At 73.0% G+C, this 13,224-nt stretch carries 14 protein-coding genes and 1 tRNA gene; 13 read left to right on the top strand and 2 right to left on the bottom strand.

Annotated elements, in window-relative coordinates; all coding sequences use genetic code 11:
• Positions 1–99: 99 nt before the first annotated feature.
• The 6 genes from KMZ30_RS11305 (at position 100) to KMZ30_RS11280 (ending at position 4,813) form a co-directional block, all read left to right on the top strand.
• A complete protein-coding gene (locus tag KMZ30_RS11305) occupies positions 100–273 on the top strand; it encodes a hypothetical protein (protein ID WP_226902022.1) in 174 nt (57 codons plus the stop codon).
• Positions 274–402: 129 nt separating this feature from the next.
• Entirely contained in the window at positions 403–1,425 is a 1,023-nt protein-coding gene (locus tag KMZ30_RS11300) for an NADP-dependent oxidoreductase (RefSeq protein ID WP_215512182.1), read from the top strand.
• A gap of 170 nt (positions 1,426–1,595) precedes the next feature.
• Positions 1,596–2,006 carry a TOBE domain-containing protein gene (locus tag KMZ30_RS11295; RefSeq protein ID WP_215512183.1) on the top strand — a complete coding sequence of 137 codons (411 nt, stop codon included), beginning with the start codon at positions 1,596–1,598 and terminating at the stop codon, positions 2,004–2,006.
• 10 nt (positions 2,007–2,016) lie between these two features.
• Complete coding sequence (modA, locus tag KMZ30_RS11290; protein WP_215520012.1) at positions 2,017–2,856, top strand: molybdate ABC transporter substrate-binding protein; 840 nt, start codon at positions 2,017–2,019, stop codon at positions 2,854–2,856.
• A 56-nt stretch (positions 2,857–2,912) separates the two neighbouring features.
• Complete coding sequence (locus tag KMZ30_RS11285; protein ID WP_215512185.1) at positions 2,913–3,749, top strand: ABC transporter permease; 837 nt, start codon at positions 2,913–2,915, stop codon at positions 3,747–3,749.
• Positions 3,746–4,813: an ABC transporter ATP-binding protein gene (locus tag KMZ30_RS11280; RefSeq protein ID WP_308279634.1), complete on the top strand. Its 1,068-nt coding sequence runs from the start codon at positions 3,746–3,748 to the stop codon at positions 4,811–4,813. Before KMZ30_RS11285 ends, KMZ30_RS11280 begins: the two co-directional genes overlap by 4 nt.
• A gap of 4 nt (positions 4,814–4,817) precedes the next feature.
• On the opposite strand, the gene KMZ30_RS11275 is transcribed toward KMZ30_RS11280, so the two are convergent.
• Positions 4,818–5,861, bottom strand: a complete 1,044-nt coding sequence (locus KMZ30_RS11275) for a LacI family DNA-binding transcriptional regulator (RefSeq protein ID WP_215512186.1) — start codon at positions 5,859–5,861, stop codon at positions 4,818–4,820.
• A 210-nt stretch (positions 5,862–6,071) separates the two neighbouring features.
• On the opposite strand from KMZ30_RS11275, the gene KMZ30_RS11270 reads away from it, so the two are divergent.
• The 4 genes from KMZ30_RS11270 (at position 6,072) to KMZ30_RS11255 (ending at position 10,980) form a co-directional block, all read left to right on the top strand.
• Positions 6,072–7,439, top strand: a complete 1,368-nt coding sequence (locus tag KMZ30_RS11270) for an ABC transporter substrate-binding protein (RefSeq protein ID WP_215512187.1) — start codon at positions 6,072–6,074, stop codon at positions 7,437–7,439.
• Positions 7,436–8,407, top strand: a complete 972-nt coding sequence (locus KMZ30_RS11265) for a carbohydrate ABC transporter permease (protein WP_215512188.1) — start codon at positions 7,436–7,438, stop codon at positions 8,405–8,407. The genes KMZ30_RS11270 and KMZ30_RS11265 overlap by 4 nt, the downstream gene beginning before the upstream one ends.
• A 5-nt stretch (positions 8,408–8,412) precedes the next feature.
• The gene (locus KMZ30_RS11260) at positions 8,413–9,237 is read left to right on the top strand and encodes a carbohydrate ABC transporter permease (RefSeq protein WP_308279635.1); all 825 of its coding nucleotides are present in this window, start codon (positions 8,413–8,415) and stop codon (positions 9,235–9,237) included.
• Between the two features lie 99 nt (positions 9,238–9,336).
• Positions 9,337–10,980, top strand: a complete 1,644-nt coding sequence (locus KMZ30_RS11255; RefSeq protein WP_215512189.1) for a glycoside hydrolase family 13 protein — start codon at positions 9,337–9,339, stop codon at positions 10,978–10,980.
• Positions 10,981–11,103: 123 nt separating this feature from the next.
• Here the strand turns inward: KMZ30_RS11255 and KMZ30_RS11250 are convergent.
• Positions 11,104–11,179, bottom strand: a tRNA-Lys gene (locus KMZ30_RS11250).
• A 235-nt stretch (positions 11,180–11,414) separates the two neighbouring features.
• Between KMZ30_RS11250 and KMZ30_RS11245 the strand changes: the two genes are divergently transcribed.
• The 3 genes from KMZ30_RS11245 (at position 11,415) to KMZ30_RS11235 (ending at position 13,212) form a co-directional block, all read left to right on the top strand.
• On the top strand, positions 11,415–11,981 hold the full coding sequence (locus KMZ30_RS11245) for a 2'-5' RNA ligase family protein (protein ID WP_215512190.1): 567 nt from the start codon (positions 11,415–11,417) through the stop codon (positions 11,979–11,981).
• 271 nt (positions 11,982–12,252) lie between these two features.
• On the top strand, positions 12,253–12,552 hold the full coding sequence (locus KMZ30_RS11240; RefSeq protein ID WP_215512191.1) for a hypothetical protein: 300 nt from the start codon (positions 12,253–12,255) through the stop codon (positions 12,550–12,552).
• Between the two features lie 117 nt (positions 12,553–12,669).
• Entirely contained in the window at positions 12,670–13,212 is a 543-nt protein-coding gene (locus tag KMZ30_RS11235; RefSeq protein WP_215512192.1) for a cysteine hydrolase family protein, read from the top strand.
• Positions 13,213–13,224: the final 12 nt, after the last annotated feature.

The following is a 13,224-nucleotide window of genomic DNA, read 5'->3' as shown; positions in this document are numbered from 1 at the left end:
GGAGACGGAAATCGCCGGCGGTGCGCATCCCGTAGGTTGGACGGGTCGAGGCACGAGCACGCGGGCGGCACCGTCCGCGCACGAGGAGAGGTGGCCGCCGTGGCGGGCTCCGAGGGACTGTCGCTGGGTTACCGGTTCGGGTGGCGGGTCCGGTACCTGCTGACCAGCGTGTTCGGGCCGGCGCAGCTCGGCACCGAGGACGACCCCCAGGCGAAGCTGCGCCGCGAGCGTGCCCGGCGGGTCGAGGAGGCGCGGCGCTCGCGCGAGGGCTGACGGATCCGTCGGCGCGCGGAGGCGTGCACGGCACCCTCCGGTGGGTGAACGAGGTCACGGCATAGACCCCGGCCCCGGTGGCGTTGGAACCACTCGGTCCACGTCCCCGACACCCCTGGAGGTCCACCCATGACCGACACCACCACGACCACGACCACAGCGCGCGAGTGGCGCCTGGCGTCCCGCCCGACCGGCTGGCCGACGCCCGAGAACTTCGAGCTGGCCGAGAGCGACGTCCCCGCGCTGGCCGACGGCCAGCTGCGCGTGCGCAACGTCGTCCTCTCGGTCGACCCCTACATGCGCGGCCGGATGAGCGCCGCCAAGTCGTACGCCGCCCCCTACGCGGTCGGCGAGGCGATGAACGGTGGCGCCGTCGGCGTCGTCGAGGAGTCGCGCGCCGACGGGTTCGCGGTCGGTGACCACGTCCTCCACGGCCTGGGCTGGCGCGAGGTCGCCGTCCTCGACGCCAAGGACGCGCGGGTCGTCGACACCTCCGCCGCACCGGCGTCCGCCTACCTCGGCATCCTCGGGATGACCGGCCTGACCGCCTACGCCGGCCTCAAGCGCGTCGCCGCCCTCAAGGAGGGCGACGTCGTCTTCGTCTCGGGTGCCGCGGGTGCCGTCGGTGGTGCGGTCGGCCAGATCGCCAAGGCGATGGGCGCCTCGCGCGTCATCGGCTCGGCCGGCTCGCCCGAGAAGGTCCGCCACCTGACCGAGGACCTCGGCTTCGACGCCGCGTTCTCCTACCGCGACGGCCGCGTCTCCGACCACCTGCGCGAGCTCGCGCCGGAGGGCATCGACGTCTACTTCGACAACGTGGGCGGCGAGCACCTCGAGGCCGCCATCGGCTCGCTCAACCTCGGTGGCCGCATCGCCGTCTGCGGGATGATCTCGGTCTACAACGACACCGAGCCGGCCCCGGGCCCGCGCAACCTCGCGCGTCTCATCCAGACCCGCGGCCGCATCGAGGGCTTCCTCGTCGGCGACCACTACGACCTCGCGGGTGAGTACTTCTCGACCGCCGCCGGGTGGCTGGCCGACGGCACGCTGTCGCAGCGCGAGACCTCCGTCGCGGGCTTCGAGAACGCCGTCGACGCCTTCCTCGGCGTCCTGCGCGGCGAAAACACCGGGAAGATGGTCGTCACGCTCTGACCTGCGCGCGACCCACGGGACGGCCGCGGGCCGGGGTGCCTCCAGGCACCTCCGGTCCGTGCCCGTCAGCGTCGTCGGGCCCGGCGCAACCGCGGACGGCGATCCTGCCCGGAGTGGCAGGTTCGCGCTGATTCGTGGATTCTGGCCGCACCTGCGGTTAGGGTCCGTGCATGCACCTCTTCCGGATGCGCGAGGCGGCCGACCTCCTGGGGATCAGCGACGACACGATGCGTCGCTGGGCCGACGCCGGGCGGCTCGAGACCGTCACCGACCCAGCGGGGCGGCGGGCCGTCGAGGGCCCCGTCCTCGCCCGTTTCGCCGAGGAGCTCGCGGCCGAGGGTGCGCACCTCGACGTGGGAGAGGTCGCGGCCGCCTCGGTCCGCAACCGGTTCACCGGGCTGGTCACGCGCGTGCTCAAGGACGGCGTGATGGCGCAGGTCGAGATCCAGTCCGGGCCGCACCGCTTCGTCTCGCTCCTCAGCCGGGAGGCCGCCGACGAGCTCGGCCTCGAGCCGGGGGTGCTCGCCGTGGCCGCGATGAAGGCGACCAACGTGTCCGTCGAGATCCCGAGCAGCCGGTGAGCGTCGCCCGATGACCACCGCCCGTCGCCCCCGAGGAGCCACCGTGCGCCGTGCCGTCATCACCTCCGTCGTCCTCGTGACGGGCCTCGGTCTCGCCGGGTGCGGGTCGGGCTCGTCGGGCTCCACGACGTCCACCGCCGCGGCCGGCGGGTCGGCGGCGTCGGCGAACAGCCAGGTGACGGGTGACATCACCGTGCTCGCCGCGGCGTCGCTCACCGAGTCCTTCACGACCATCGCGCAGCAGTTCGAGGCCGCGCACCCCGGGACGACGGTGACGCTGAGCTTCGGCGCGAGCTCGGCGCTCGCGACCCAGGTCACCTCCGGCGCGCCGGCCGACGTCTTCGCGTCCGCGAGCGCGAAGAACATGGACGCGGTCGTGTCGGCCGGCGCCGCCACCGACCCGAAGACGTTCGCGCAGAACGTGATGGAGATCGCCGTCCCGCCGTCGAACCCCGGCGGGGTGACGGGCCTCGCGTCGCTGGCCGGCTCGGGCGTGAAGACCGCGCTGTGCCAGGAGCAGGTGCCGTGCGGTGCCACCGCGGCCACGGTCTTCGCCAACGCGGGCGTCACGGTGAAGCCGGTGACCCTCGAGCCCGACGTGAAGTCGGTGCTCAGCAAGGTCACGCTCGGCGAGGTGGATGCCGGGGTCGTGTACGTCACCGACGTCCGTGCTGCCGGCGACAAGGTCGAGGGCATCCCGATCCCGGCCGACGTCAACGCCTCCACGAGCTACCCGATCGCCGCGCTCGACGACGCCCCGAACGCCGCGACCGCGAAGGCGTTCGTCGACTACGTGCTCTCGGCGGAGGGGGCGAAGGTCCTCACCGCGGCCGGCTTCGAGCAGCCGTGAGCCCGTCCGACGACGGGACGCGAGGTAGCCGACCCGGCTCTGCCGCAGCCCGGCCCGTGAAGCTCGGGGCCCGCGAGCGGCAGCGGCGCGCGAGCACGGGTGGGGCGTCGCGCCGGCCGCCGGCGCCTCTGCTCGTCCCGGCGGTGGTCGGGGTCGCCTTCCTCGTCGTCCCCCTGCTCGGGCTGGTCGTGCGAGCGCCCTGGGGCGACGCGTGGAGCATCCTGCGGGAGTCGCAGGCGTCCGAGGCGCTGAGGCTGTCGCTGTGGACCTCGAGCGTCGCGACCGTCATCGCCCTCGTCGTCGGGGTGCCGCTCGCCTGGCTGCTCGCGCGCAGCAGCTTCCCGGGGCTGCGGATCGTCCGTGCGCTCGTGACGCTGCCGCTGGTGCTGCCGCCGGTCGTGGGTGGCGTGGCGCTGCTGCTCGCGTTCGGGCGCAACGGTTTTCTCGGGCGCTGGCTCGACGAGTGGTTCGGCCTGACGATCCCGTTCAGCCCGGTGGCCGTGGTCATGGCCGAGACCTTCGTCGCGATGCCGTTCCTCGTCGTCACCGTCGAGGGGGCGCTGCGTGCGGCGAACCAGGGCTACGAGCAGGCCGCGGCCACGCTCGGGGCCGGCCGGATGACCGTCTTCCGGCGGGTCACGCTGCCGATGGTGGCGCCGTCGCTCGCGGCCGGCGCGGTGCTCTGCTGGGCGCGGGCGCTCGGCGAGTTCGGGGCGACCATCACCTTCGCCGGCAGCTTCCCCGGGCGCACGCAGACGATGCCGATCGCCGTCTACTACGCCCTCGAGACCGACCCGGACGCCGCCATCCTCCTCAGCCTCGTCCTGCTGCTCGTGTCGGTCGCCATCCTCGTCGCGCTGCGCGACCGCTGGCTGCGCGGAGGCACGGTGTGAGCGGCCGGGGTCTCGACGCGCAGGTCGAGGTGCGCCGGGGCGGTTTCGTCCTCGACGCCGCGGTGCGCGCGGCGCCGGGGGAGGTGCTGGCCGTCCTCGGGCCCAACGGGTCCGGCAAGTCGACGCTGCTCGGCGCCGTCGCCGGTCTCGTGCCGGTGGCGGGCGGGAGCATCCGGCTCGACGACGTCGTCCTCGACGACGCGAGCACCGGGGCCTTCGTCGAGGCGGCGCACCGCCCCGTCGGCTTCGTCTTCCAGGACTACCGCCTCTTCCCGCACCTCTCGGTGCTCGACAACGTGGCGTTCTCGCCCCGGGTCCGCGGGCGCTCGCGGGCGGAGGCCCGGGCCGTCGCCGCGGAGTGGCTCGAGCGCCTCGGGCTCGCCGACCTCGCGCGTCGGCGGCCCCACCTGCTGTCGGGCGGGCAGGCGCAGCGCGTGGCGCTGGGGCGCGCGCTGGCCGGCTCGCCCGACCTCCTCCTCCTTGACGAGCCGCTGTCCGCCCTCGACGCGCGGACCCGGCTCGACGTGCAGGCCGAGCTGCGCACGCACCTCGCCGAGTTCGGCGGCCCGAGCCTGCTCGTCACCCACGACCCGCTCGAGGCGCTCGTCCTCGCCGACCGGCTCGTCGTCCTCGAGGGCGGCCGCGTCGTCCAGGAGGGCAGCCCTGCGGAGGTCGCGCGGCGTCCGGCGACGGAGTACGTGGCGCGCCTCGTCGGGCTCAACCTCTACGCCGGGACTGCGGATGCCGACGGGGTCGCCCTGGAGGGTGGGGGCCGGTTCGTCGTGCCCGACCACGGTGGGCGCGGCGAGGTGCTCGTGGCCCTGCGGCCCTCGGCGGTGACGGTCAGCGCGCAGCCGCCCGGTCCCTCCAGCGCCCGCAACACGTGGGCGGCGACCATCGCAGGGCTGACGCTGCTCACCGACCGCGTGCGGCTCGACCTCGACGGCGAGCCGTCGTGCCTCGTCGACATCACGCCGGCGGCCGTGGCCGACCTCGGGCTTTCGGCCGGGCAGCGGGTCTGGCTGTCCGCCAAGGCCGTCGACCTCGAGGTCTACGCCCGCTGACGGTTCAGGCGTTCCGGGAGGACGCCGGGGGCGGCGGACCGGTCGAGGACCGGACGACGAGCTCGGTCGGCGCGATGACGGAGTCGTCGGTCAGCGACCCGCCCCCGAGGAGCGTCACGACCATGTCACCGGCCACCGCACCCTGGGCCGACGGGTGCTGGCGCACCGTCGTCAGGTCGGTGAGCTCCGCGAGCGGATGGTCGTCGATGCCGATGACGGAGACGTCGACCCCGGGGCGCAGGCCGCTGCGGCGCAGGGTGCGGACGGCGCCGAGCGCGACCTCGTCCGAGTGCGCGAACACGGCGGTCGGCGGCTCGGGGATGCTGAGCAGACGCGCCATGAGGGCGGCGCCGTTCTCCCCGCTCCACGACGATGCGAGGACGAGCGAGGGGTCGACGGACAGGCCCCGTTCGCGCAGCGCCTCGGCGTAGGCCGGTGAGCGCGTGGCCGGCAGCTCGGGCTGTGCCGGGTCGTGGGCCTCGAGCATCCCGATGCGGCGGTGCCCGAGGAAGAGCAGGTGGTCGACGGCCTGTCGGGCGGCGGTGTGGTCGTCGATGTGCACCGACGGGTAGGCCGCGCTCTGGCCGCCCGCGGCGACGATGTGCACGCCCATCGTCGCGAGCTGGTCCTGCTCGTCTGGGTCGACCTGGAAGCCGACGACGACGACCGCGTCGACCTTGCGCCGCGCCGGGAGGCGGGTGAAGAAGTCGCGCCGCTCGTCGGGGTCGGCGACGTGGTAGAGCAGCACGTCGAGGTCGGCGGCGTGGAGGACCCGGACCAGCCCCTCGACGACCTCGCCGAAGAACCAGCGCGAGAGGTGCGGGACGACGACGGCCACGCGCCCGCGGGTGCCCTTGGCCAGGCGAGAGGCCTCGGGGGAGACGACGTAGTTGAGCTCTGCGGCGACCCGCAGGACGCGCTCGCGGGTGGCGGGGGCGACGTCCTTGCCGTGGCCGAGGGCGCGCGAGGCGGTCCCGACACCGACGCCCGCGAGACGGGCGATCTCGACGATCGTCACCTTGCCGGGGGACTCGGCCTTGCGGGGCATGCGCGCAGCGTAACCGACGGTCACCCGGAAGCGTTTCGGACTCGGAGCCGTACAGCAGGTCCACGTGGTCGAACGCGCAGCGGAATCGGGTCTTGACAGAACGGTGAGCTGCCCTCATCCTCGAACCGGAAACGCTTCCAGTCAGACCGGACGCGACGTCCACAGCGGCGAGTCGGCTCGCCGGTCCTCCAACGACGCAGGAGAAGTCACATGCCCTCGGCAGCCCAGCACCCCCGCAGCACCACCACCCGCCGCGCCCTCGTGGCCGCCGTCGGCGCCCTCGGCGTCGGCGCCCTCGCCGCGTGCTCGGCGCCCGGCGGCTCCGCCGGCGTCTCGTCGAGCCAGGCGGTGCCCTCGTCCGTCAGCACGAGCGTCGGCACCGACCCCGTCACCCTCGAGCTCTACGACGGCCAGGGCCTCAAGCCCCTCGACGACGCGCTCATCGCCGCCTTCACGAAGAAGTACCCCAACGTGACGATCACCCCGACGTACGACCCCGACAACGTCACCACCCAGAACCAGCCTCGTCAGCTCGCGTCGGCCACCCCGCCGGACCTCGTCCGGGTCATCTCCGTCACGGCGGGGACGAAGAACAACCTCCTGACCAACCTCGACAAGTACGCCGAGGCCTACGGGTGGGACTCGCTGCCGGCCTCCCAGCTCGCGCAGTTCCGGGCCGAGAACGGCGTCGCCGGCTCGGGGTCGCTCTACGCCAAGGCCTCCGGGTTCACGATGACCGGCCTCTACTACAACAAGTCCCTCGCGACGAAGGTCGGGATGTCGACGCCGCCGACGACCCTCGCCGAGCTGACGGGGTACATGGACGAGGCCAAGGCGCAGGGTCTGACCCCGATGGTCGTGCACAACAAGGAGGGCGGCGGGGTGTTCCCCTTCCAGCTGCTCCTCAACACGCTCATGGGCCCGGAGAAGGTGTCGCAGTGGGTGTTCAACGCCCCCGACGCGACGATCGACGACCCGGCCGGTGTCGAGGCGGCGACGACCGTCGCGCAGTGGCAGAAGGCCGGCTACTTCCCCGAGTCGGTCAACGCCCTCGACGCCACGGCGGCGGACGCGCTCTTCGCGAGCAACAAGGGCCTGTTCTTCCCGTGGGGCAACTGGGACGCCGCGAACCTCGACAAGACCATGCCGAACCAGGTCGGCTTCTTCCCGTTCCCCTCCGCCAAGGACGGCGTCGGCCCCGCGGCGATGTCGGACGCGGCGACCGCGTTCGGCATCCCGGCCAAGTCGCAGCACAAGGACGTGGCCGCCGCCTTCCTGAACTTCCTCTCCAGCGACGAGGCCCGCCAGATCGCCGTCGACGCCGGGTTCATGCCCACCGGCACGAGCGACCAGCAGGCACCGACCATCAAGGACGGCTCGGTCCTCGCCGACGTCACGACGGCCTTCAGCACCGTGTCGGAGGCGGGCGGACAGGTGCCCTTCGTCCAGAACGCGACCGCCGGGATCAACAACCGTGCGTGGAACCCCGAGAGCCAGCTGCTCTACGCCGGTCGCGAGACGCCGCAACAGTTCGTGACGAACGTGCAGGCGAAGTACGACGAAGAGCTGCAGCGATGAGCGCGGTCGACGGCCTCAGCGGTGCGGCCGTCGCCGAGGCGGAGCTGGTGACCGACGGGCGGCCGCAGCGTCGCCCCCGGCGGGCGGGCGGTGCCGGGTCCTCCCGGCGCCGCGCCCGCTGGGCCGGCTGGTGGTTCGCGCTCCCCGCGCTGGTCATGTACGTCGTCTTCGAGCTGTACCCGATCCTCACCGCGGTCCAGTACTCGTTCTACGACTGGGACGGCATCAACCTCTCGACATCGGTCGGGCTGGACAACTACGTGCGCGTCTTCACCGAGCCGCAGCTGCTCTCCTCGATCGTCCACGCCTTCATCCTCATCATCTTCTTCTCCTTCGTCCCCGTGCTCCTCGCGCTCGTCGTGGCCTCGATCGTGCGGGAGATCCGCTCCGCGGTCGCCGGGGGCCTGGCGCGCACGCTGCTCTTCCTGCCGCAGATCATCCCGGGTGCGGCGGCGGCCATCGCCTGGACGTGGATGTACGCGCCCGACGGCGCCGTCAACCAGGGGCTGCGCGCGGTCGGACTCGGCGCCCTGGCCCGGCCCTGGCTCGGCGACTTCACCTGGGCCCTGCCGGCGGTCGGCATCATCGGCACCTGGCTCGCGACGGGCCTGTGCACGCTGCTGCTCATGTCCGGCATCGGCAAGATCGACGCCAGCCTCTACGAGGCGGCCCAGCTCGACGGGGCGAACCGCGTGCAGCAGTTCCGCAACGTGACCCTCCCGGGGCTGCGGCAGGAGATCGGGGTGTGCGTGACGATCACGATCATCGCGGCGCTGGCCAGCTTCGACGTCGTCTTCATGTCGACCCAAGGAGGCCCGGGCTACTCGACCCAGGTGCCCGGGGTGCAGGTCTACCAGCTGGCGTTCACGGAGAACCGGATCGGCCAGTCGTCCGCGGTGGCGGTCGTGCTCAGCATCATCGTGCTGGCCGTCATCCTCCCGCTCCAGCGACTCTTCAGGGAGAGGTGAGCCCCGTGCTGACCCGGCTCAAGGACTCCACGCCCAAGACCCTCCTGCTCGGGGGAGCAGCCCTCTTCTCGGTCTTCCCCCTGCTCTCGATGCTGTCCGCCGCGCTGCAGCCCCAGGGCTCTTCGCCGGCCGGCTTCTCGATCCCGACGAACCCGCAGTGGCACAACTTCGTCGACGCCTGGGACGTCGCGAACATCACGACGCTCATGAAGTCGAGCATCATCCTCGTCGTCGGCGTCGTGCCCGTCGCGGTGCTCATCGCGTCGATGGCGGCCTACGCCATCGCGCAGCTGCGCATCCCGTTCGGCAAGGTGTTCTTCCTGCTCCTGCTGCTCGGCCTGACGCTGCCCTACGAGATCGTCGTCGTGCCGCTGTACTACGAGATGCAGAGCCTCGGGCTGCTCAACACCCGGCTCGGGCTCATCCTCCCGCTCATCGGGCTGAACATGCCGTTCGCGGTGTTCTGGATGCGGACGCACTTCATGTCGGTGCCGGCCGAGCTGTCGGAGTCGTCGGCGATCGACGGCGCCGGTCCGTGGCAGGCGTTCCGCCGCATCCAGCTCCCGCTCGCGGTCCCGGCGATCGCCTCGCTCGCGGTCCTCATGTTCCTCAGCACGTGGAACCAGTTCCTCCTGGCGATCGTGCTCATCGACGACCCGAACAAGCGGACGATGGCCGGCGCCCTCCAGGGCTTCGTCGGGGCGCACTCGACCGACGTCGTCCTGCTCAACGCGGGGGCGCTGCTCATCATGGCGCCGACGATCCTCGTCTTCCTCGCCTTCCAGCGGTACTTCATCCAGGCGATGCTCGCGGGCGCCGTCAAGGGCTGACGCCCTCCGCACGCTCCGGGCAGCCCGTCCCGTCTGGGTCGGGAACGGGCTGCCCGGTCCACACTCGTCGACACGACCACCCGAAGGAGGCGACCCCGGATGTCCGAGGACGCAGCACCGCACGACCCGGCGAGGCGGGAGTGGTGGCGCGACGCCGTCGTCTACCAGGTCTACCCGCGCAGCTTCGCCGACGCCGACGGCGACGGCATGGGCGACCTGCCCGGTGTCCGCAGCCGCCTGCCCTACCTCGCGGCGCTCGGCGTGGACGCCGTCTGGCTCAGCCCGTTCTACCCGTCACCGCTGGCCGACGGCGGCTACGACATCACCGACCACCGGGAAGTCGACCCGCGGCTCGGGACGCTGGCCGACTTCGACGCGCTCGTCGCGGAGGCGCACGCGCACGACATCCGCGTCATCATCGACATCGTCCCCAACCACACCTCGGACCAACACCCGTGGTTCCTCGCGGCGCTGGAGGCGGGTCCCGGTGCGCCGGAACGCGATCGCTACATCTTCCGACGCGGGACCGGGCCGGACGGCTCGCTGCCGCCGGCGGACTGGCGCTCGCACTTCGGCGGCCCGGCGTGGGAGCGGGCGGCTGACGGGGAGTGGTACTGCCACCTCTTCGCCCGCGAGCAGCCGGACCTCAACTGGGCGCACCCGGAGGTGCGTCAGTACTTCCTCGACACGCTGCGCTTCTGGGCCGACCGCGGCGTCGACGGCTTCCGCATCGACGTGGCGCACTCGCTCGCGAAGGACCTGTCCGAGCCGTTGCGGAGCCAGCCCCACCTCGACGCGCGGCTGCCGCTCGACGGCTCCGACCCGCTCTACGACCGCGAGGAGGTGCACGAGATCTACCGGTCGTGGCGGCGCGTCTTCGACGAGTACGACCCGCCGCGCATGGCGGTGGCCGAGACGTGGCACCCGGCGAGCAGCCGGACCTTCCTCTACGCGCGGCCCGACGAGCTCGGTCAGGTCTTCGACTTCTCGCTCCTGAAGTCCGAGTGGGACGCCGGGCAGTTCCGCACCGTGATCACCCGCTCCCTCGCCGAGCACACCGGTCTCGGCGGCGGCATGACGTGGGTGCTCTCCAGCCACGACGTGCCGCGGCACGCGAGCCGGCTCGCCCTCCCGGTCGGGACCGACCTCGACACCTGGCTCGCCACCGACGGCCGCACCCCTGCCGTCGACCCGGAGGTCGCCGCGCGCCGGGCGCGGGCCGCGACCCTGGCGATGCTCGCGCTGCCGGGATCCGCCTACCTCTACCAGGGGGAGGAGCTCGGGCTGCTCGAGGTCGCGGACCTCCCCCACGAGCGGCTGCAGGACCCGGTGCACGAGCGGACCGGCGGCACGCTCAAGGGGCGCGACGGCTGTCGTGTCCCGCTGCCCTGGGCCTCGTCCGGTCCGTCCTTCGGCTTCGGCGCCGGTGACGCGTGGCTCCCGCAGCCCGACTGGTTCGCGGACGTCGCCGTCGACACGCAGTCGGGTCGGCCGGGGAGCAGCCTCGAGCTGTACCGGGCCGCGCTCCACCTGCGCCGCAAGCTCGCCGTCGACGACTCCTTCGCGTGGGTCCCGACCGACGACCCCCAGGTGCTCCACTTCCGCCGCTCGGACGGATGGTCCTGCCTCCTCAACTTCTCTGCTCGAGAGGTGCGGCTGGCGGGCCGGGTGCTCCTGAGCAGCAACCCTTCCCAGGGGGAGGGTCTGGCTCCGGAGACCGCGGTCTGGGTCGAGGAGGACTGAGCGGCGGAGCGGCTAGGCACTGCCCGGTGATCTGGCCCCGCACGCCGCCGGACGTGTGGAGCCGGTGTCGCGGATGAGCCGACCACGAAACGTCCAGCATCAGGCGAAGCAATACAGCGGTGTTGGTGGGCCCCGTGGGATTCGAACCCACAACCTACGGATTAAAAGTCCGCAGCTCTGACCGTTGAGCTAGAGGCCCCGGGGTGGCGGGACGCCGTCGAGGAGGCCTCGGTGACATCCCGTGGCCCCGGATTTCCCGTCCACCCGCGTGACCGAGGGTAGCGTCACCTGCGGTCGTCCCCGGAGGGACCGGACCGGTGGGCCGTCCACAGGCCCGTTGCCCGGATCGCGTCGGACGGTGACGGCCCCAGCCTCCCGGAACGCGGGGGCCGACAGTGCCACGATGTCGTGGACCCGACGAGCGAGGAGGTGCCATGCAGGTGTCCGTGGCGGTGCGTCCGCCCGAACACATCCGCGACGCGGTGACCGGCATCGCCGCGCGCGTCCCCGGTGCCAGGCAGCAGCTCGAGCTCACGCACTCGGGAGCGTTCCGGCTGAGGATGATGGGCCTCGGCAACCTCACCGTCCCCGACGCCCGCAGGCTCCACGAGGCCCTCTACTGGCCGGTGACGCGGTTCGGCCTCGTCGCGAAGGTCCGGCTCTCCGGCGTCTGGGCGCTCGAGGACGAGACCGACCCGAGCATCGCGATGAAGCTCGAGGGCGACCTCGACACGCTGGCCGAGATCGCGCGCCGGCTGCCCCCGCTCGTCGCGGACCACGCGTTCTACGTCGACCGCCGCATCTTCGTGCCCCGTCTGACGGTGGCGCGCGTGACGCCCGAGACCACGGTGCCCGTCCTCGAGCACCTCGTCGAGGCGCTCGAGGCGTACAAGAGCCAGGAGTGGGAGATCTCCGCGGTGCAGATCCTCAGCCGGGTCAACCGCGACTACGGCCACTCCTTCGAGGTCTTCGAGGACCTCCCCACCGTCGTCCCGTCCTAGCGGCCGGCAGCGGTCCACCCGGTCCGTCGCTCGGGCGAGACCGGAGGCCCCGACGAGGTCGTCGAGCTCCGGTGTCGCACGGGCTTGCTGGACCGCTCCGTGCAGGGCGTCGTCCGCGGTCGGCCGGGCCTGCTCGACCAGCCCGCGGTCCGCGAGCCGGGTGACGAGCCGGGTGGCGGCGCTGGGGAGAGGGCGGCCGAGCCCGCCGAGCCCGCGCTGGTCCGACCGGCGAGGGGGTGACGGCGGCGGCCGCCGCGCCTACCGTGGGCGGATGGCCTTCCTCCGCCTGGCGTTCTTCCCCGGCGCCACCGCCGAGCACTGGGCCGCGGTCGTCGAGGCGGTCGGCGACGTCCGGCCGCCGCCCGGACGTCGGGCCTTCGCCGCCGGGCCGGCGGAGGGCGGCTGGCAGGTCGTGCAGCTCTGGGACACCGAGGCCGGGCTCGAGCGGTTCAACGCCGAGGTCCTCGGACCCGCCCTGGCGCGGCTGGGTGGCGAAGGGTTCCCGGCGCCGCCGGTCGTGCGCGACGTGCACACGACCGCGGCGTGGGTCGACGGCGAGCCGCTGCCCTGACGTGGCACGGGCGGGTCGCTGCCCGGCCGCGGGAGACCCCCCGCCCGCATCCGGCGTGCTGGGATGGGGGGGGACGGCCCGGTCGCCCGCGAGGCGGCCCCTGACGACAGGACCCCGATGACCACCGCGCTCCTCATCATCGACATCCAGGACGACTACTTCCCCGGCGGTGCTTTCCCCCTCGTCGGGCCCGAGGAGGCCGCGGCGCGCGCCGCGGACGTGCTCGGCCGGTTCCGGACGGCCGGCCGTCCCGTCGTCTACGTGCAGCACGTGTGGGACGACCCGGAGGCCGACTTCTTCAGGCCGGGGACGCCGGGCGTCGAGATCCACCACCTCGTCGCGCCGCAGGACGGTGAGCCGGTCGTGCAGAAGGCCTTCCCGAACGCGTTCCGCGACACCGACCTCCGGGCGGTCCTCGAGCGCCTCGACGTCGATGCGCTCGTCGTCGCCGGGATGATGACGAGCCTCTGCGTCGACGCCACAGTGCGGGCAGCGGCCGACTCCGGGTTCGACGTCACGGTGGTCGCGGACGCCTGTGCCGCGCCGGATCTGGAGTTCGGTGGACGCACCGTCGAGGCGGCCGACGTGCACGCGGCGTTCCTCGCCGCCCTCGCGGACTCCTACGCGACCGTGACGGCCGCCGCCGATCTCGACGTCTGAGGGGGCCGGCGG

The organism is Phycicoccus mangrovi (assembly GCF_018729305.1).
Lineage (GTDB): Bacteria > Actinomycetota > Actinomycetes > Actinomycetales > Dermatophilaceae > Phycicoccus > Phycicoccus jejuensis.
The sequence above is the reverse complement of the archived record's forward strand: the minus strand, read 5'-3'. Positions and strand labels throughout refer to the sequence as shown.

Excerpts from the sequence above, each read along its gene's own strand:
- KMZ30_RS11300 (WP_215512182.1), top strand. The coding sequence starts at position 403 with ATGACCGACACCACCACGACCACGACCACAGCGCGCGAGTGGCGCCTG.
- KMZ30_RS11240 (WP_215512191.1), top strand. The coding sequence starts at position 12,253 with ATGGCCTTCCTCCGCCTGGCGTTCTTCCCCGGCGCCACCGCCGAGCAC.
- KMZ30_RS11275 (WP_215512186.1), bottom strand. The coding sequence starts at position 5,861 with ATGCCCCGCAAGGCCGAGTCCCCCGGCAAGGTGACGATCGTCGAGATC.
- KMZ30_RS11295 (WP_215512183.1), top strand. The coding sequence starts at position 1,596 with ATGCACCTCTTCCGGATGCGCGAGGCGGCCGACCTCCTGGGGATCAGC.
- KMZ30_RS11235 (WP_215512192.1), top strand. The coding sequence starts at position 12,670 with ATGACCACCGCGCTCCTCATCATCGACATCCAGGACGACTACTTCCCC.
- KMZ30_RS11265 (WP_215512188.1), top strand. The coding sequence starts at position 7,436 with ATGAGCGCGGTCGACGGCCTCAGCGGTGCGGCCGTCGCCGAGGCGGAG.
- KMZ30_RS11245 (WP_215512190.1), top strand. The coding sequence starts at position 11,415 with ATGCAGGTGTCCGTGGCGGTGCGTCCGCCCGAACACATCCGCGACGCG.
- KMZ30_RS11255 (WP_215512189.1), top strand. The coding sequence starts at position 9,337 with ATGTCCGAGGACGCAGCACCGCACGACCCGGCGAGGCGGGAGTGGTGG.
- modA (WP_215520012.1), top strand. The coding sequence starts at position 2,017 with ATGACCACCGCCCGTCGCCCCCGAGGAGCCACCGTGCGCCGTGCCGTC.
- KMZ30_RS11270 (WP_215512187.1), top strand. The coding sequence starts at position 6,072 with ATGCCCTCGGCAGCCCAGCACCCCCGCAGCACCACCACCCGCCGCGCC.